At 64.2% G+C, this 18,656-nt stretch carries 18 protein-coding genes; all 18 read right to left on the bottom strand.

The window, feature by feature from the left end; all coding sequences use genetic code 11:
- Positions 1-29: 29 nt before the first annotated feature.
- Complete coding sequence (gene fliM, locus CAG34_RS07560; RefSeq protein ID WP_013973595.1) at positions 30-998, bottom strand: flagellar motor switch protein FliM; 969 nt, start codon at positions 996-998, stop codon at positions 30-32.
- Between the two features lie 9 nt (positions 999-1,007).
- On the bottom strand, positions 1,008-1,505 hold the full coding sequence (fliL, locus tag CAG34_RS07565) for a flagellar basal body-associated protein FliL (RefSeq protein WP_025340078.1): 498 nt from the start codon (positions 1,503-1,505) through the stop codon (positions 1,008-1,010).
- A gap of 218 nt (positions 1,506-1,723) precedes the next feature.
- Positions 1,724-2,989 (bottom strand): flagellar hook-length control protein FliK, encoded by a 1,266-nt coding sequence (locus CAG34_RS07570; protein WP_085589011.1) that lies wholly within the window; start codon positions 2,987-2,989, stop codon positions 1,724-1,726.
- Positions 2,990-3,061: 72 nt separating this feature from the next.
- Entirely contained in the window at positions 3,062-3,409 is a 348-nt protein-coding gene (locus CAG34_RS07575; RefSeq protein WP_025340080.1) for an Hpt domain-containing protein, read from the bottom strand.
- Positions 3,410-3,457: 48 nt separating this feature from the next.
- Positions 3,458-5,149, bottom strand: a complete 1,692-nt coding sequence (locus tag CAG34_RS07580; RefSeq protein WP_085589013.1) for a fused response regulator/phosphatase — start codon at positions 5,147-5,149, stop codon at positions 3,458-3,460.
- 8 nt (positions 5,150-5,157) lie between these two features.
- Positions 5,158-5,463 carry an STAS domain-containing protein gene (locus CAG34_RS07585; RefSeq protein ID WP_013973600.1) on the bottom strand — a complete coding sequence of 102 codons (306 nt, stop codon included), beginning with the start codon at positions 5,461-5,463 and terminating at the stop codon, positions 5,158-5,160.
- A gap of 194 nt (positions 5,464-5,657) precedes the next feature.
- On the bottom strand, positions 5,658-6,110 hold the full coding sequence (gene fliJ, locus CAG34_RS07590; RefSeq protein WP_046614584.1) for a flagellar export protein FliJ: 453 nt from the start codon (positions 6,108-6,110) through the stop codon (positions 5,658-5,660).
- A gap of 6 nt (positions 6,111-6,116) precedes the next feature.
- On the bottom strand, positions 6,117-7,475 hold the full coding sequence (gene fliI, locus CAG34_RS07595; protein ID WP_085589015.1) for a flagellar protein export ATPase FliI: 1,359 nt from the start codon (positions 7,473-7,475) through the stop codon (positions 6,117-6,119).
- On the bottom strand, positions 7,465-8,259 hold the full coding sequence (gene fliH / locus CAG34_RS07600; protein ID WP_085589017.1) for a flagellar assembly protein FliH: 795 nt from the start codon (positions 8,257-8,259) through the stop codon (positions 7,465-7,467). Before fliH ends, fliI begins: the two co-directional genes overlap by 11 nt.
- Before the next feature lie 182 nt (positions 8,260-8,441).
- The gene (fliG, locus tag CAG34_RS07605) at positions 8,442-9,461 is read right to left on the bottom strand and encodes a flagellar motor switch protein FliG (protein ID WP_003257289.1); all 1,020 of its coding nucleotides are present in this window, start codon (positions 9,459-9,461) and stop codon (positions 8,442-8,444) included.
- Positions 9,454-11,232 (bottom strand): flagellar basal-body MS-ring/collar protein FliF, encoded by a 1,779-nt coding sequence (gene fliF / locus CAG34_RS07610; protein WP_085589019.1) that lies wholly within the window; start codon positions 11,230-11,232, stop codon positions 9,454-9,456. Before fliF ends, fliG begins: the two co-directional genes overlap by 8 nt.
- A gap of 15 nt (positions 11,233-11,247) precedes the next feature.
- A complete protein-coding gene (gene fliE / locus CAG34_RS07615) occupies positions 11,248-11,580 on the bottom strand; it encodes a flagellar hook-basal body complex protein FliE (protein WP_013973606.1) in 333 nt (110 codons plus the stop codon).
- Between the two features lie 209 nt (positions 11,581-11,789).
- Positions 11,790-13,145 (bottom strand): sigma-54 dependent transcriptional regulator, encoded by a 1,356-nt coding sequence (locus tag CAG34_RS07620; RefSeq protein WP_085589021.1) that lies wholly within the window; start codon positions 13,143-13,145, stop codon positions 11,790-11,792.
- Positions 13,145-14,362, bottom strand: a complete 1,218-nt coding sequence (locus CAG34_RS07625; RefSeq protein ID WP_085589023.1) for a PAS domain-containing sensor histidine kinase — start codon at positions 14,360-14,362, stop codon at positions 13,145-13,147. Before CAG34_RS07625 ends, CAG34_RS07620 begins: the two co-directional genes overlap by 1 nt.
- A gap of 383 nt (positions 14,363-14,745) precedes the next feature.
- On the bottom strand, positions 14,746-16,221 hold the full coding sequence (gene fleQ, locus CAG34_RS07630; RefSeq protein ID WP_085589025.1) for a transcriptional regulator FleQ: 1,476 nt from the start codon (positions 16,219-16,221) through the stop codon (positions 14,746-14,748).
- A gap of 166 nt (positions 16,222-16,387) precedes the next feature.
- Positions 16,388-16,684, bottom strand: a complete 297-nt coding sequence (locus CAG34_RS07635; RefSeq protein WP_075045931.1) for a flagellar protein FliT — start codon at positions 16,682-16,684, stop codon at positions 16,388-16,390.
- Between the two features lie 14 nt (positions 16,685-16,698).
- Positions 16,699-17,094 carry a flagellar export chaperone FliS gene (fliS, locus tag CAG34_RS07640; RefSeq protein ID WP_003257284.1) on the bottom strand — a complete coding sequence of 132 codons (396 nt, stop codon included), beginning with the start codon at positions 17,092-17,094 and terminating at the stop codon, positions 16,699-16,701.
- Positions 17,095-17,228: 134 nt separating this feature from the next.
- Positions 17,229-18,647, bottom strand: a complete 1,419-nt coding sequence (gene fliD, locus CAG34_RS07645; protein ID WP_085589027.1) for a flagellar filament capping protein FliD — start codon at positions 18,645-18,647, stop codon at positions 17,229-17,231.
- Positions 18,648-18,656 lie beyond the last annotated feature (9 nt).

Below are 18,656 nucleotides of genomic sequence, written 5' to 3' on the forward strand. Positions count from 1 at the left end.
TTCAATTCGTTATGAGCGACCGGCACGCGTCAGCGGCGTTCGATCGGGTCGATTATCTGCAGCGCCAGGTTGCCCTTGTGCGAACCCAGGCGCGCCTTGAACGACGGCACGCCGTTGGCGCGCAGTACCAGGTGCTCGGGCAGCTCCACCGGGATCACGTCACCAGGCTGCATGTGCAGGATGTCGCGCAGCTTCAGCTGGCGCCGGGCTACGGTGGCGGTCAGCGGCACAGCCACGTCCAGCACGTCCTCGCGCAGGGCCTTGACCCAGCGCTCGTCCTGGTCGTCCAGGTCCGACTGGAAACCGGCGTCGAGCATTTCCCGCACCGGCTCGATCATCGAGTACGGCATGGTCACGTGCAGGTCGCCGCCACCGCCGTCCAGCTCGATGTGGAAGGTGGACACCACCACCGCCTCGCTGGGGCCGACAATGTTGGCCATGGCCGGGTTTACCTCGGAGTTCATGTACTCGAAGGTGACCGGCATGATTGCCTGCCAGGCTTCCTTGAGGTCGACGAAGCACTGGTCCAGCACCATGCGCACCACGCGCAACTCGGTGGGGGTGAACTCGCGGCCTTCGATCTTGGCGTGGCGGCCGTCGCCGCCGAAGAAGTTGTCCACCAGCTTGAACACCAGCTTGGCGTCGAGGATGAACAGCGAGGTACCGCGCAGTGGCTTGATCTTGACCAGGTTGAGGCTGGTCGGCACATACAGCGAGTGCACGTATTCGCCGAACTTCATCACCTGCACGCCGCCCACTGCCACGTCGGCGGAGCGGCGCAGCAGGTTGAACATGCTGATACGGGTGTAACGGGCGAAACGCTCGTTGATCATTTCCAGGGTCGGCATGCGACCCCGCACGATACGGTCCTGACTGGTCAGGTCGTAGCTTTTGATGCTGCCAGGCTCGGATGCACTCTCGGTCTGCACCAGCCCGTCGTCGACGCCATGCAACAGGGCATCGATTTCATCCTGGGACAGCAGGTCCTGTACGGCCATTGCGGACTCCTACTGCAATACGAAATTGGTGAACAGCAACTGGTCGACGACCGGCTTGCCGACTTCCTTCTGCGCCACTTCCTGAACCACTGCGGTGGCCTTCTGGCGCAGCATTTCCTGCCCCACCGGGCTGCCAGCCAGGGTGTCGAAGCCTTGCCCGGAGAACATCATCACCAGGTTGTTGCGGATCACCGGCATGTGCACCTTGAGGGCGTCCAGGTCAGCCTGGCTGCGCGCTTGCAGGGTGATGCTCACCTGCATGTAGCGCTGGCGGCCGTTCTGGTTGAAGTTGACCACGAAGGCCGGGGCCAGCGCTTCGTAGATAGCCGCTGGCTTGACGTTGCTGGCTGCAGGATCGGCGGCCGGGGCCGGCTCGCTCTTGTGCATGATGAACCAGGTAGCGCCCACCGAAAGGCCGATCGCCAGCAACAGGCCCACTACCGCCAGCAGGATCAGCTTGAGTTTGCCTTTAGTGGCGGGGTCTTTGACTGCTTCGCTCTTCGCCATGCCAATAATCCGTCGTCCATCGGGGGTTCAAGGGAGGATGGCTTGGCTTGAGCAAGTGTTATGCCAGATTTTGCAGAGGATGGGTTCCAGCAGGTTTTGCGGTGCTGCCTTCTTCGCGGGCACGCCCGCTCCCACAGGCAACGCACAGGATTCGAAACCGATGAAATTCCTGTGGGAGCGGGCGCGCCCGCGAAGAGGCCGGCTCAGACTAACGGTTATCAGGCGTAGTAATCGACCGCACTGTCGCCAACAACCACCTGCTGCTCCACAGGCCGGGCGCTATCGACTGCCTCTGCCCCGCCCTGCTCGGCCCGGCGCGCCGCCACCCCGGACAGGTTGCTGCCCTGTGCCTGCCCCTGTTGCTGTTGCTGCCCACGCGACTGGTCGGCCACGTTGACGTCCGGCTGTGCCAGCCCCTGCTGAGCGAACAGCTCGCGCAGGCGGTGCACCTGGCTGTCGAGGGCGTCACGCACGCCGGCGTGGCCGCTGATGAAGGTGACTTGTGTCGACTGGTCCGTCGCAACATTGACGCGAATGTCCAGGCGGCCCAGTTCTGCCGGCTCCAGCTGGATATCCGCTGACTTGAGGTTCTGGCTGGACAGGTACATGACCCGGTTGACCAGGCCTTCGGCCCAGGCGTTCTGGTTCATCGGCAGCGGTTGGTGCAATGGGCTGGCATTGGCCGGCACGGCATTGGCGGTCTTGGCCGTGGCGGCCTGGGTCAGGTTGGCCAGGCGGTTGGCGAAATCATCTATACGTGTATCGCTGCCAGCGCTCTTGGTGTCTTTCAGGCCATCTTCGAGCAAGCCGGCAAAGGCCTTGTCACCAGGCTCGCCCGTTTCACCCTCGGCATTCTCGACCAGATTCGCCAAGGTATTGACGGCCATCTGCCCCTCTTCGCCCTGAGCCTGCGAAGGGTCCAGGGCATGCGCCGAGGTCGCTCCCTTGGCCTGGGCGCTTTGTTCCAGCGCCAGGCGCAGGGTAGGCAGGTTGGCCAAAGGGTCGGAGTCAGGGTCGAAGGCTTCCTCGGCGGCCGGCTCCTCGGGCAGCTCGGCGGTGACCTGCGCCTGCGCCGCGGCGGCCTGCAACACCGGCGCCACCGTCTCGGCCTGGGCCTGGATCAGTTGTGCGCCAGGCTGGGCGTCGGTGACTTGGCCGGCCACCAGGCTGGCATCGCGCAAGCCGGTGTCGGCCTGGGCCTGGTCGTCGGCTGGCAATTGTTTGCCGTCATCGGCAACCGCGGGTTTGTCGGCAGCGGCTTTCTTGCCGCCCTGCGCCGCCTCGGGCTTGTCCTTGGGCTTGGCCTGAACGACCTTGTCGTCCTGCCCGGCGGCCTTGTCGCGGCCCTGCCGGGCCATCACCTGGCCGAAGCCGTCGCCCTTGTCGCCCGGCGCCTGCAGCGGCTTGTCGGCCTGTGCGGTGGCCGTACGCGAGGTGTTGGCAATGGCGTTGCCTTGCAACAATGGGTTGGGTGCGACAGGCATCGAGCGGTCTCCGCGCCAGAAACAAAAAAATCATACTGCCAGAGACAGGCAAGACTCGCGCCAAGTCGTGTTTCAACCCGCCGAAATGCGCTGCTGCTCACCTCGGTAGAAGCGCTGCACCTCGACGAACTCCAGGTCGATGCGGTTGATCAGGTCCTCGATGCCATACAACGGGGGCCGCCGCGCGCGCTCCTCCAGCTGCTGGCACAGGCTGGCCAATGCAACCGCGCCCATGTTGCTGCTGCTGCCCTTGAAACTGTGGGCCGCGGAACCGAGCTCTTCGGCACTTTTGGCCGCGTGCAGCTGGCCCAGGCGCCGTTCGGAGTCGTCGAGAAAGGTTTGCACCAACTGCAGGTAGCCATCTTCCATGACCTCACGCAGGTCGCTGAGTACCTTGTGGTCAATATGCATGTCAGTCACTTGTTCACTCCTTGATCAAGCCAGATTATGCCCGAGCCAACCCGTGGCTCACCAGACGAACTCCACATGCGCGCAGCGCCCGCCCTCACTCCAGTGCGCGCTGCTGGCCAGCCGCCGCACCAGGTTCAGGCCACGCCCGCTCAGCCCCTGCTCCAGCGAGGGCCGCGACAGCACCCGTTGCACATCGAACCCCGCACCACTGTCACGAACCTCGATCATCAGACGCCCGCCGTCGGCTTGCGGTTCAACCTTGAAATCGATGCGCACGTAACCGTCGATCAGAACCCCAAGGCGCCGGGCGCGTTCCTGATAATAGTCGGCAAAGCCCTGTACATCGCGCTTGAGCTGCGAGTCCAGGCCCAGCACGCCGTGCTCCAGGGCGTTGGAATACAGCTCGCTGAGCACGCTGTGCAGGTTGCCGGTACGCGCGCGCAGGCCGTGAATCTCCTGCAACAACTGCACCAGGTACGGCACCGGGTTGAAGCGCTTCAGGCTCTGCCCACGCACCTCGAACCCCAGCGACCAGTCCAGCGGGCTGGAGCGGCCGCTATCAGAGTAGATCATCGGCGCCGGCACCCGCTCCTCGGCGCTGAACATACGAATGTCGCACAGGCTGATGTCATCGCGCGGGCGCCCGCCAAAGCGCTCCAGGGCCTGCATCACTTCGTCGAACAACCGCACCGGGTCCCGGTTGTCGGCCAGCACCCTGCGCAAGCGCTGCACACCAAACAGGCGTTCCTGGTCGTCGGCGGTGTCCAGCACGCCGTCCGACAGCAGCAGCAGGCGCTCGCCCGGTGCCAGCGGCAACACCTCGGTACTGTCATCGAAACGCTCGGCGTCCAGGATGCCCAGCGGCAGGTGTCGCGAAGTCAGCGCCGACAGCACCTGGCCATCCACTGCCAGGCGATAGCCATCAGGCATGCCGCCGTTCCACACTTCCACCGAACCGCGCTGCATGCTGAGGTTGAGCAGCAGCGCACAACAGAACATGTCCACCGGCAGGATACGTTTGAGCTTGGCGTTCATCTCGCGCAGGATCTGCGCCATGCCGTAGCCCTTGGCAGTCATGCCGTAGAACACTTCGGCCAGCGGCATGGCGCCTACCGCCGCCGGCAGGCCGTGGCCGGTGAAATCGCCAAGCAGCACGCGCATGTCGCCGGACGGGGTGAACGCGGCCAGCATCAGGTCGCCATTGAACAGCGCATAGGGCGATTGCAGGTAGCGGATGTTGGGCGCGGCCAGGCAGCCGGAGTGGGCCACCTTGTCGAACACCGCCTTGGCCACCCGCTGCTCGTTGAGCAGGTGGTGGTGGTGCCGGGCAATCTGGTCGCGCTGCTCCAGCACGGTGGCCTGCAGCCGGCGCAGGCGGTCCATGGCGCGTATCTTGGCGCCGAGGATCACCGCACTGTAGGGCTTGGCCATGAAGTCGTCGCCCCCGGCCTCCAGGCAGCGCACCAGGCCTTCCTCCTCGTTCAATGACGTCAGGAAAATGATCGGCACCAGCGCTTCGCCGGCCAGCGCCTTGATCTGCCGCGCCGCCTCGAAGCCATCCATCACCGGCATCAGCGCATCCAGCAGCACCAGTTGCGGGCGGCGCTCGACGAACAGCGCCACCGCCTGCTCGCCGTTTTCCGCGGTGAATACCTGATGGCCCTGACGGCGCACGATCTGCGCCAGCAACAGGCGGTCGGCGGCACCGTCTTCGGCGACCAGCACGGTCAACGCCTGTTCGGCCGGCATGTCGGCGCTCAACTGATATCGAAGAGTTTTTCGAAATTGGAGATGGCGAGGATCTTGCGCACGTCGGAGCTGGCATGCACCACACGCACATCCGACTCATCACCGCCCGCATGGTCACGCAGCAACAGCAGCATGCCGAGTGCGGAACTGTCGAGGTAGGTGGTGTCCTTCAGGTCGACGACCACCGAATCTGGCCGGCTGGGCTGGCGTTCGTAGGCGTCACGAAATTCCTGATGCTTGCCGAAATCGAAGCGCCCCTTGATCTTAATCGTCAGCTTTTTCCCGTCCTGCGAAAAATCAGTCTCGACTGCCATGCTAGCGATTCCTTCGATGATGGCGGATGCAACTCCTTAAAGGTTTAGCAGGCGATGGCGGGGGTGGCAAGCATGTAAGCTGCCTGTCCCGGCCTCTTCGCGGGTAAACCCGCTCCCACAGGATCTCCACGAATTCGAATCCTGCGCCGTACCTGTGGGAGCGGGTTCACCCGCGAAGAGGCGGCCAGTACAGGCTATAGGTGATTCTGCCGCGGCAGGCGTTGTGACAGCTCGTCGAGCAAGCGCTGCTCGCGCTTGTCTTCGGCCCGCCGGGCTTCCTCCTGGTAGCGCTGCACCAGCTTGCGCAAGCCTTCCACCCGGGCATAGGCCTGCTGCCAGGTGCCGCGGGCATTGTTGAGGTTGTTCTGGTGCCAGACCAGGCTCTGGCGCTGCTGGGTCATGGCCGTTTCCAGCTGCCCGAGGAAGCGCTGGTAATTGACCAGCCAGCTACCGTTTACCCCCTGCCCGCCACGGTTGATCCACTGCAGTTGGTAGTCTTCGCGAAACCGTTCGAGCTCGGCCAGCTTGGCCTGTGCCGTAGCCACCTGCTGCTGGAACTGCCCAAGGCGCTGGGCCGCCTGGCGCTCGGCCTCTTCGGCCATGTCCACCACCGGCGCCAGGCGCGCGGCACGTCCGGGCAGCGCCATGGCCTATCAACCGCCCGCCGGGGGCGCAAAGATCGCCCCCAACTGTTCGCGGCTTTGCGCCATGCCCACGCTCTCGCGCAGGCCCTGGCGCAAAAACTCCACCAGCTTCGATTGCAGCGCAATGGCCAGGTCGGTTTCCGGATCGCCACCCGCCACATAGGCACCCACACTGATCAGGTCGCGGCTTTGCGACAGGCGCGACCACAACTGCTTGAACTTTTGCGCCTGGCGCAAATGGTCGGCATCGACCACCTGGGGCATGACCCGGCTGATCGAGGCTTCGATGTCGATGGCCGGGTAATGGCCTTCCTCGGCCAGCCGCCGCGACAGCACGAAGTGGCCATCGAGCACACCGCGCGCCGCGTCGGCAATCGGGTCCTGCTGGTCGTCGCCCTCGGACAACACGGTATAGAACGCGGTGATCGAACCACCACCTGGCTCGCCGTTGCCGGCCCGCTCCACCAGCTTGGGCAGCTTGGCGAACACCGATGGCGGGTAACCCCGGGTGGCCGGAGGCTCGCCGATGGCCAAGGCGATTTCACGCTGGGCCTGGGCAAAACGGGTCAGCGAGTCCATCAGCAACAGCACGTTCTTGCCCTTGTCGCGGAAGTACTCGGCAATACGTGTGCAGTACATGGCGGCCCGCAGGCGCATCAGCGGCGCATCGTCGGCGGGCGAAGCGACCACCACCGAGCGCTTGAGGCCTTCCTCACCAAGGATATGCTCGATGAATTCCTTGACCTCGCGGCCCCGCTCGCCGATCAGGCCGACGACGATGATCTCGGCTTCGGTGAAGCGGGTCATCATGCCCAGCAACACCGACTTGCCCACACCGGTACCGGCGAACAGGCCCAGGCGCTGGCCGCGACCGACGGTGAGCAGGCCATTGATGCTGCGAATGCCCACGTCCAGCGGCTTGCTGATGGGGTCGCGGTTCAACGGGTTGATCACCGGGCCGTCCATCGGCACCCAGTCCTCGGCCTTCATCCCGCCCTTGCCATCCAGCGCGCGGCCGGCGCCGTCCAGCACCCGGCCGAGCATGCTCATGCCCATGGGCAGGCGGCCGCTGTCATCCAGCGGCACCACCCGGGCGCCGGGGGCGATGCCGACAATGCTGCCGACCGGCATGAGGAATACCTTGGACCCGGCAAAGCCCATGACTTCGGCCTCCACCTGCACCGGGTGGTAGCTGTCGTCGTTGATTACCAGGCAGCGGCTGCCGACTGCAGCGCGCAGGCCTTCGGCTTCCAGGGTGAGGCCGACCATGCGCAGCAGGCGGCCTTCGACGATGGGCTGGGCCGGCAGCTCGATGGCCTCGGCATAACTGCCCAGGCGCCTGCCGAAACTGGTGCGCTCAAGTTGCATCCGGGCTACCCACGGCGCGCTCTGGCAGGCTATCCAGGTCTACCGACATGTCCGGCGCTGCCGGGTGCAGCGAATGATCGTGCAACTGGTCGAACAGTTGTGCCACGGCTTTCTCGATGCGGGTTTCCATGGTCGCGTCGATGCGGCTATGCGCGGTCTCGATACGGCAGCCGCCTGGCAGCAGTGCGCTGTCCTCGAGCAGCCGCCAGCTTTCCTCATGCCGCTCGCGCAGGGCCTTGGCCAGCTCGAAATCCTGCGGGTTGAGGTGGATGCGGATATTGTCCGCGCCCATGGGCAGCAGCTTGAGCGCTTCGCGCAGTACCTGGGTGATCTGGCTGGAATCGCCCCGCAGTTCGCGACCGATTACCTGGCGGGTCATGTGAGCCACCAGGTGGACCAGGGTTTTCTCGATCTGCGTGTCCTGCTCGGCGATCGGCTCCATCAGGTTGGTCATCAGCCGGTCGAGGCTCTCCAGCTTGGTCTTCAGTGCCTCTTCGGCTTCCTGGCGGACCTTGAGCTGGGTGCTATGGAAGCCCTCGCGCTCACCGGTGGCGAAGCCTTCGTTGTAGGCCTCCTGGCGGATGGCCTCGAGTTCTTCCAGGGTCAGTGGCTGGACTTCTTCCAGCGGCACTTCCTCGACTTCTTCCTCGATTACCTCGGGTTCCGGCTCCGGTTCGGGCTCAGGCTCCGGTTCCGGGTCGAAGCTGGGCAGCGCCCATACGTCCACGCCCTCGAGGTCGCGGGCGCGGATCAGGTCGCTGGGGTGATGTTCTTTGGTGGACATGTTTTCAGGTACTCAACAAGCCTGTTCGACAAATGCGGGGCCCTGTGGGAGCTGGCTTGCCGGCGATCAAGGGCGAAGCCCTTGCCATACAGCAGCGGTGCCTGGGCCGGCCTCATCGCCGGCAAGCCAGCTCCCACAAGTACCGCACCAGGCCGCAAAATTCATTTGCCTGCCCTGGTGGATCAGATCATTTCCTCGGCACCCTTGCCGCCGAGCACGATCTCGCCGGCCTCGGCCATGCGGCGGGCGATGGTGAGGATTTCCTTCTGCGCCGTTTCCACGTCGCTGACCCGCACCGGCCCCTTGGCCTCCAGGTCGTCGCGCAACAGCTCCGAGGCACGCTTGGACATGTTCTTGAAGATCTTGTCCTTGACTCGCTCGTCGGCGCCCTTGAGCGACACCACCAGCACGTCGGACGAGACTTCGCGCAGCAGCGCCTGGATGCCTCGGTCGTCGACGTCGGCCAGGTTGTTGAAGACGAACATCAGGTCTTCGATCTGCTCCGACAGGTCGCTGTCGATCTCGCGGATCGCGTCCATCAGTGCACCTTCCACCGAGCTGTCGAGGAAGTTCATGATGTCGGCGGCGCGCTTGATGCCGCCCAAGGTGGTACGCGCCGCGTTGGAGTTGCCCGAGAACTGCTTCTCGAGGATCTGGTTCAGCTCCTTCAGCGCCGCCGGCTGCACGGTGTTCAGCGACGACACGCGCAGGACGATGTCCAGGCGCACCTTGTGGTCGAAGTTGCTCAGCACTTCGCCGGCCTGGTCGGGGTCGAGGTAGGCAACCACGATGGCCTGGATCTGCGGGTGCTCGTAGCGGATCACGTCGGCAACGGCGCGCGGCTCCATCCACTTCAGGCTGTCCAGGCCGCTGGTGTTGCCACCGAGCAGGATGCGGTCGACCAGGCCGTTGGCCTTGTCCTCGCCCAGGGCCTGGTTGAGCATCTTGCGGATATAGGCATCGGAGCCCACGCCCAGGCTGGTCTGGTCGCCGACGATTTCGACGAACTCGCTCATCACCTGTTCGACCTGTTCACGGTGCACATTACCCATCTGCGCCATGGCCACACCCACCCGCTGCACTTCCTTGGGCCCCATGTGCCGCAGCACCTGGGCGGCATCGGTCTCGCCCAGCGAAAGCAGGAGGATCGCCGCCTTGTCGACGCGGCTCAGCTTGGCGGTAACGGCTCGGTTATCACTCATCGGCGTTGATCCACTCTTTCACGACCTGGGCAACGCGGCCCGGGTCTTCGGCCACCAGGCCTTTGATTGCGTTGAGCTGTGCCTCGTAACCCTCGTTCGGGCTAGGCAGCAGAATGCTTGTCGGGCCACCCAGACTGACGCGGTCGTTGGCCAGTTCGCCATCCAGACCCATCATGCCGCCCAGCTCCATGTCGCTATCCGGGGCAGCCTGCTTGCCGCCCCCTGTAATGTTGTTCAGCACCGGGCGCAGCACACCGAACACCAGCACCAGGATGAACACCACGCCCAGCACTTGCTTGACGATGTCCCAGAACCACGGCTGCTGGTAGAAGGCAATGTCGGTGATCTCTTCGCCGCGGTCGGCGGCGAACGGCACGTTGATCACCGTCACGCTGTCGCCACGGCTGGCATCGAAGCCGACCGCGTCCTGTACCAGGCGAGTGAAGCGTGCCAGGTCCTCGGTGCCCCATGGCGCACGGGTGGCGTCGCCGGTGGCCGGGTCGATCTTGACCTGGTCGTCCACCACCACCGCCACCGACAGGCGGGTCATGCGCCCCTGCTGCTGGCGGGTGTGGCTGATGGAACGGTCCAGCTCGAAGTTCTTGGTGCTTTGCTGGCGCTTGTCCGACGGGTACGGCGCGAGCATCGGCTGGCCGGTGGCCGGGTCCATGATCTGCTGGCCGTTGGCATCCACCAGCGGCTGGCCAGGCTGGATGGCCGCGGCCGGGGTAGCGGCACCACCGGTGGTCTGCGGCGCCGAGGCCGGGCCTGGCGGCTGGTTGCTCAGCGCACCGGGCACACCTTGCGGGCCCTGGCTGCTGGCACGTTGTTCATCGACCGACTGCTCGCTGCGCAGCGCCGGCTGGTCTGGGTTGAACTGCTCGGAGGTGGACTCGACCGCACTGAAGTCCAGGTCGGCGGACACTTCGGCCTTGTAGCGGTCATTGCCCAGCACCGGCTGCAGGATGTTGTGCACCCGCTGAGTGAGCATGCTTTCCACCCGGCGGCTGTAGTCGAACTGCTTGCCTGCCTGGGTCAGGGCGGTGTCCTGGATCTGCTCGGACAGCAGGTTGCCCTTCTGGTCGACCACGGTGACCTGGGACTTGTCCAGTTCCGGCACGCTTGTGGCGACCAGGTTGACGATGGCCATCACCTGCCCGGCTTCCAGGGCACGGCCCGGGTACAGCTCGACCAGTACCGAGGCGCTGGGCTTGCGTTCGTCACGCACGAACACCGAGCTTTTCGGGATGGCCAGGTGCACGCGCGCGCCCTTGACGTTGTTCAGGCTGGACACGGTACGCGCCAGCTCGCCTTCCAGGCTGCGACGGTAACGGGTGGCTTCCATGAACTGGCTGGTGCCCAGGCCCTGCTCCTTGTCGAGCAACTCGAAGCCGACGTTGCCATCGCTCGGTGCCACGCCGGCGGCCGCCAGTTTCAGGCGCGCACGGGAGAGGTCGTCGGCCTTGACCAGCAGAGCACCGGAATTGGGCTCGACGTTGTAGGGGATGTCGGCGGCGGCCAGGGTATCCATGACCTGTTTGGTGTCCATGCCCGCCAGGCTGCCGTACAGCGGACGGTAATCGGGTTGTTGCGACCACAGCACCACGGCAAAGCCGATCGCCACGCTGGCGGCCAGGCCGACCAGAAGGCCGACCTGACGCAGCATGGGCATCTGCGCGATGTTTTCCAGAAACGCCATGCCGAACAGCGGCGGCTTGGCCGCGGGCGGGCCGCTTTTGGCAGGGGGGTTGTCGACGACTGCTTCAGCCATGGTTTACGTCCGTCCTCAAACCGGCATCTGCATGATGTCCTGGTACGCCTGGACCAGCTTGTTGCGTACCTGGGTCAGGGCCTGCATCGACACGCTGGCCTTTTGCGAAGCGATCATCACGTCGGTCAGGTCGACGCCACTCTTGCCGATCTCGAAGGCGTTGGCCAACTGGGTCGAAGCCTGCTGCGTCTCATGCACCTTGCCGATGGCCTGGCCGAGCATGTCGGCAAAGGTACTTTGCCCGGGTGCCAACTCGGGGGCAGCGGCCACCTTGGGCAGCGACATGGCGTCGGCCTGCATGGCCCGCATGTCCAACATCAGACGATTGAATTCAACACCTTGGCTCATGACCCTTCTCTCTCCTGCGGCCGCATTTTTTTGACAGTGATGCGGCGGATAGCCAACCTAAAGCAACAAAGGTGCCAGCCTATGTATGCCAGACAATCTGGGGCCGCTTCGCGCCCCATCGCCGGCAAGCCAGCTCCCACAGGTACAGCGCGGGGCTCTGTGGGAGCTGGCTTGCCGGCGATGGGCTGCGCAGCAGCCCCTTTCGATCTTCAGCCGAACAGGCTGGCCTCGACGTCAAACCCGGCATCGCGCATCTGCGCCAGCTTGTAGCGCAGGGTACGCGGGCTTATCCCCAGGCGTTCGGCCGCCTCTTTGCGGCGGCCGCGCTCGGCGCGCAGGGTGTCGATGATCATCTGGTACTCATGGCGACGCATGTCATCGCCCAGCCCGCCAGGCTCGGCCAGCACCTCAGGTGATGGCTCGAGGCCAGCTGACAATGGAATGGCGCCTGCCAGACAAAAATCCGCCGCCTCGATCACCCCGCCCTGCTGCAGGATCAGCGCCCTCTGCAGGGCGTTGTCCAGTTCGCGTACGTTGCCCGGCCAGGCATACGCCTGCAGGCAGGCTCGGGCCTGGGGCGACAGCTGCACCGGGGCGTGCTTCATCTTCGCCACGTGGCGTGCCAACAGGCGCTCGGCCAGTTGCAGGATGTCACCCGGGCGTTCGCGCAGCGGGCGCCAGGCCAGGGGGAACACCGACAGGCGGTAGTACAAATCTTCGCGGAAACGCCCGGCCGCCACTTCGCCAGCCAGGTCACGGTTGGTGGTGGCCAGCACGCGGATATCCAGGCTGATCGGCTTGCGCCCACCCACCCGCTCCACCTCGCGCTCCTGCAGCACGCGCAGCAGCTTGGCCTGCAAGGCCATTGGCATTTCCGAGATTTCGTCGAGCAGCAAGGTGCCACCTTCGGCTTGCTCGAACTTGCCGGCCTGGGCAGCGATGGCGCCGGTGAAGGCACCCTTCTCGTGGCCGAACAGGGTGGCCTCGAGCATGTTGTCAGGGATGGCAGCACAATTGATCGCCACGAAGGGCTGCGCCGCCCGCGGCGACTGCTGGTGAATGAAGCGCGCCAGCACTTCCTTGCCGGTACCGGATTCGCCGGAAATCAGCACGGTCGAGTCACTGCGCGCCACCCGCGTGGCCAGCTCCAGCAACTGTCGACTGGCCGGCTCGCAGGCCACCGGGCCTTCCTCTTCAGCCACGCGCCCGGCGGCATGCCGCTCGACCAGGCTGAGCAAGGCCTTGGGTTCGAATGGCTTGACCAGATAGTCGGCAGCCCCTTGGCGCATCGCCTCGACGGCACGCTCCACCGCGGCATGCGCAGTCATCAGCAACACGGGCAGTTGCGGTTGCTGGCGGCGCAGCTGGGCCAGCAGTTGGTGCCCATCCATGCCTGGCATGTTCACATCGCTGACCACCAGGCTGAAGGCCTCCTCCAGCACCGCTTCCAGCGCTTCTTCGGCACTGCCCACCGCCTGGTAGGCGAAGCCGCCGATTTCCAGGGTATCGCCCAGCGCCTGGCGCAATACGCGGTCGTCCTCGACCAGCAGCACCTTGATTGCCATTACATGCCCTCCGCCAGTTGCCCGTCGATCAACGGCAGCTCCACCCGCACACAGGTGCCACGGCCAACCTTCGAGCGCAGGCGCAGCGTACCCTGGTGCGCACGCACCACGGCCTTGACCACGGCCAGACCCAGGCCGGTGCCGGTAGCCTTGGTGGTCAGGAACGGCTCGCCCAGGCGGCCGAGCAGGTCGCCATCGATGCCACTGCCGGCGTCGCTTACACACAGGTGCAGACTGCGCTCGCGGCGCAACAGGTGCACCTTCAGTCGCGCCGGGCCGTCGCTGGCTTGCAGCGCATTTTCGATCAGGTTGAGCAATGCACCAACCAGGGTGTCCCGGTTGCACAGCAGCTCACCCAGGTGGCTGTCGCACTGCCAGCGCACGGCGTGCCCTTGCACATGCGCCTGGGCAGCCTGCTGCAGGGCCTGGAACAAGGCTTTTGGCGTGACTCGATCATTCAGCGGCAGCTCGCCACGGGCGAAAACCAGCATGTCGCGCACCTGGTGTTCCAGCTCGTGCAGGCGCTCCTTCAAGGTGCCGGCAAAGCGCTGGCGGGTTTCCGCGCTCAGGTCTTGCTCGGGATCAGCCAGGTGGCTGGCGTAGAGCATCGCCGCCGACAGTGGCGTGCGGATCTGGTGCGCCAGCGAGGCGACCATGCGCCCCAGCGAAGACAGGCGCTCATGGCGGGCCAGCTGGTCTTGCAGGCGACGGGTTTCGGTCAGGTCGTTGAGCAACACCAACTGGCCAGGCTCGGCATCCAGCGAGCGAGTGGCAATGGACAGACGGCGACCATCGCGCAGCGAGACCTCGTGACCGTCATCCTTGCGCGGGGCAAAGCTGCGGGCGATCACCTGGCGCCACAGCTGGCCGACCAGCGGCTCGCCGAGCAATTCGCAGGCGGCCGGGTTGGCTTCGCGTACCAGGCCCTGGCCATCGATCACGATCACCCCGCCGGGCAGCAGGTCCAGCAGGTTCTGCAGGCGGTTGGCCAGGCGTTCCTTTTCGCTCAGTTCATCGATGCGCTGGGCGCTGACCACCGCCAGCTCGCCCTTGAGTTCGCTGACCCGGGCCTCGAGCAGGCTGTAGGACTGGCTCAGCTGGCTGGACACCTGATTGAACAGGGCGAAGGCCTGCTCGACACCCTGACGGCTTTCCTGCTCGATCGGGGTTTGCCCCTGCGGATCGGGGGCTAGGGATACGTGGGCGGCCTGGGGCATCTTGCTCTCTCGCGTGGCTGACCGTCATAAAAACGGTGTGTTGCCAGCGGTGTAGCAATAGCCGTGCCGGAGATAGGGATTTGGGTTGGCTGTGCCGGCCTCTTCGCGGGTGAACCCGCTCCCACAGGGACCGCGCAGGTTTCAAGCCTTGCTCAGTACTGGAGATTTTGGCTCCCTGTGCCGGCCTCTTCGCGGGCTTGCCCGCTCCCACAGGGACCGTGCAGGCTTCAAGCCTTGCGTAGTGCTGGAGATTTTGGCTCCCTGTGCCGGCCTCTTCGCGGGCTTGCCCGCTCCCACAGGGATATCACCGAATTCAAGCCGTGCATCGATCCTGTGGGAGCGGGCGTGCCCGCGAAGAGGCCGGTACAGGCAACCGCCAGGCGTCAATCCTCCGCCTGTTCCTCGCCACCTTGGCGGCTCATGCCGTACTTGCGCATTTTCTCGACCAGGGTGGTACGACGAATGCGCAAACGTTCAGCCGCGCGCGCAACGATACCGTTGGCATCGTCCAGCGCCTGCTGGATCAGGCCCTGCTCCAGGCTACCCAGGTAGTCCTTCAGGTCCAGGCCTTCAGGTGGCAGCATGGCGTGGTTGCTGAAGTTCGGCGTATGGCCGTTGATCGCCACGCGCTCTTCCAGGTCGCTGCGCAGGCTGTCGACCATCTGCTCGTCTTCGTCATCGACGTAACGGAATTTCTTCGGCAGCTCGGACACGCCAATCACCCCGTACGGGTGCATGATCGCCATGCGCTCGACCAGGTTGGCCAGCTCGCGCACGTTGCCCGGCCAGCCGTGGCGACACAGCGACATGATCGACGCGGAGTTGAAGCGGATGGACCCGCGCTTCTCGTGCTCCATGCGCGAGATCAGCTCATTCATCAGCAGCGGGATGTCTTCCACCCGCTCACGCAGCGGCGCCATCTCGATGGGGAACACGTTCAGGCGGTAGTACAGGTCTTCGCGGAACGTGCCCTCCTCGATCATGGTCTCGAGGTTCTTGTGGGTCGCGGCAATGATGCGCACATCGATGCTCTGGGTCTTGTTGCTGCCCACGCGCTCGAAGGTACGTTCCTGCAGCACGCGCAACAGCTTGACCTGCATCGGCAACGGCATGTCGCCGATTTCGTCGAGGAACAGGGTACCGCCGTTGGCCAGCTCGAAACGCCCGGCACGGCTGGTGATCGCCCCGGTGAAGGCGCCCTTCTCGTGGCCGAACAGTTCGCTTTCCAGCAGCTCGGCCGGGATCGCGCCGCAGTTGACCGGCACGAACGGTGCTTCGCGGCGCTTGGAATGGTAGTGCAGGTTGCGCGCGACCACTTCCTTGCCGGTGCCGGACTCACCCAGGATCAGCACACTGGCATCGGTATCGGCCACCTGCTGCATCATCTGCCGCACGTGCTGGATGGCACGGCTGGTACCGACCAGGCTGCGGAACAGGTTGGGTTCGCGCTGGCGACCACGCTCGCGCGCCTGGTCGTACATCTCGCGATAGACCTGGGCACGGTGCAGCGAATCCAGCAGCTGGCTGTAGCTTGGCGGCATTTCCAGGTTGGAAAGCACCCGGCGGCGAAGGTCTTCCGGGAACTCCGCAGAAGAAATTTCACCTAAAAGCAGAACCGGAAGGAACTCATCCCACCCAGCCACTGTCTTAACGAGCCCAAGCACACTGCCCGGGACGTTTACAGTGCCGATAAGCACGCACAGCACTTCGCGACTCGAAGACAATGGCTCGACCACCTGCTGCCAGTCCTGGCTGGAGCAAGCGAGGTTTTCTTCGCCGAGGAAGTTAAGCACCACCGCCAGGTCGCGGCGGCGTGCGCTGTCGTCGTCGATCAGCAGAATCTTGGTTTCACGCCACATGCAATAGCAACTTCCCTAGTCATATCGGCGCCCGAGGGCGTGCTCGACATCATTCCGACTGAATGGTCAGTGTTCGGACGTCTGAAATTCGAAAACAGCCACTAGTAAAGTCAAAAAAAACCAGCCAGTCAAATTAATGGCGCATGGCTTTTGGCAACATCTGTGGTCAGGTGAATAGATGGTATACCTTTGCCGCGTTCTTCGCCTGACGGATTTTCGTCATTTCATCCACCAAGGATTGACGTTCGCCACTTGCAACATCGATTAGTTGACGGTATACGGCCAACAACTGCTCAAGGCTGGCACTGACATCGGCCTCGTTGCCTTTCGCCTCGCTCACCATGTCACCGATGCGCAAGCGGCATTCCAGGTCCAGCTCACCCACCGCTTCCCAGTTGCGCTCGGCCAGCGCCGCCAGCAACATTTCCCGAGTCTGCTCGATCCGGGCGATTACTTCGTTCATGTCATCCTCCTTTATCAGGAAGCCGACGACTGATCGCCGATTGCGTCCCAACCTTCCTTCACAGTGATCAGCAGGCGCGCGACCTCGTCGATGATGGCCGGATCACCCTTGACGTTGGCCTCGATCAGGCGGCGGCTCATGTACATGTACAAGCTGTCCAGCTCAGCCAGGCTGTCGGCATGGTTTTCCAGGTCCAGGCCTTCGCGCAGGCCGCCGATGATGTCGATGGCCTTGCCGATGAGGATGCCCCTTTGCGCGATGTCGTTGCGGGCAATGGCGCCCTTGGCCTGCGCCATGCGATCAAGGCCGCCCTGCATGAGCATCTGCACCAGGCGGTGCGGGCTGGCTTCGGACGTCTGCGCTGCGCCGTTGACTTTCTGGTACTGCCGAAGGGCCAACATCGGGTTCATGGATCTGCCTCGTTGCTGCGGTAAAAAGTTGCTTGTACCTGCTGTATCGCCTGTACGTCAAAAAACTTTAGGGGAAAAGCAAAAAGCCCGGGGCGTCTCGCGGACGCCGCCGGGCTTTTGGCATGTTCAGCCGATCAGGATTTCTTGGCCTGGGCGTTGATCGCTTCGAAGATCGAGGTGATCTGGTCGGCCTGGGCTTTCATCTTGCCCAGGGCGGTGTCCAGGGCCACGTACTTCTTGGTCAGCGATTCGGTCAGGGACTCGGTGCGGCGATCAAGCGCGGCCTGCTGGTTGGCCAGTTCCGAGACCGCCTTGTCGAGGTTCGACTTGCGCGTTGCAAGGCTGCCATCGGTCTTGTTGTAAGGATCGATGGCCTTGTTCATGCGCTCGAAGATGCCGTCGGTACCGGTGAACAGCTCCTGCACTTCCGGGCCGAGCTTCTTGTCGTTCATCGCCGCGGTGAACTTGCTGCTGTTGAATTCGAGCGTGCCATCTTTCTGGGTGTTGATACCCAACTGGCTCAGCGTGGTCAGCTGGTCGCCGGCCCCCACCTCACTCAGCACCTTGCGCACATCACCCAACAGAGAGCGGGTGGTCGGGTCGTTGGTGAGCGGGCCGAGCACCAGCTTGTCATCGTCATCACGGCTGGTCGACGTCAGCGACGTGATCGCCTTCTGCAGCGTATTGTAGGCATCGACGAAGCTCTGGACCGACTTCTTCAGGCCATCGTTGTCCGCCGCAACGGTGACCGCGGTCGGCGTACCAGTGGCGACGCCGCTGGCCTTCGGGCTGACCCCGGTCAACTCCAGGGTCATGCCGCTGATGGCGCTATCGAGCGTATTGGAGGCACTCTTGACCTTCAAGCCGTCGATGGTCAGTTCAGCGTCCTGGGCCTTGGCAGTGATGAAGCCCGCACCGGTCCCGGACATCTGCGTGGTGCCATCGATTGCCAGCTCGGCGATACCGCTCAGGGAAATGTCAGTCCCCGCACCTGTGGTGGTCGAGCTGAGCACCAGGCGCGAGCCGCCTTCCTCGTTGACGATGTTGGCGGAAATGCCGTTGGCGCTCATTTCCTTGTTGATCTGGTCGCGCACACTTTGCAGCGTCGCGCCACTGGCCACGTCCAGATTGTAGGTCTTGCCGTTCTGGCTGATGGTAAGCTGGCCAGCACTGATCGGGCTGGTGGCACCACCGCTGAACTGCTGGCTGGCCACTTTCGAGCTGGTGGCCAGCTTGTCCACCACGATGTCATAGCTACCCGCTACCGCCGAGTTGCTCGACTTGACCTTGACCACGGACTCGTTGGCCGAGGTCGCTGCATAGGCGTTGAACGACGGCGCATCCTTGTTGTTGAGCGCCTTCATGGCGTCCTGGAATGCCGTGAGGGCACTGCGCAGCGAGCCGATACCCGAAATCATCGCAGTGTTGTTGCTGGTTTGCCGAGTGATCTGCGCCTGTTTGGCGGATGTATCGGCCTTGACCAACGCGGTCACGATCTCGGTAATGTTGAGACCAGAACCCAGGCCTGTACTGGAAGTAATCGGGCTTGCCATGCTGTAGTC

This window comes from Pseudomonas sp. B14(2017) (assembly GCF_002113255.1).
GTDB lineage: Bacteria > Pseudomonadota > Gammaproteobacteria > Pseudomonadales > Pseudomonadaceae > Aquipseudomonas > Aquipseudomonas putida_Z.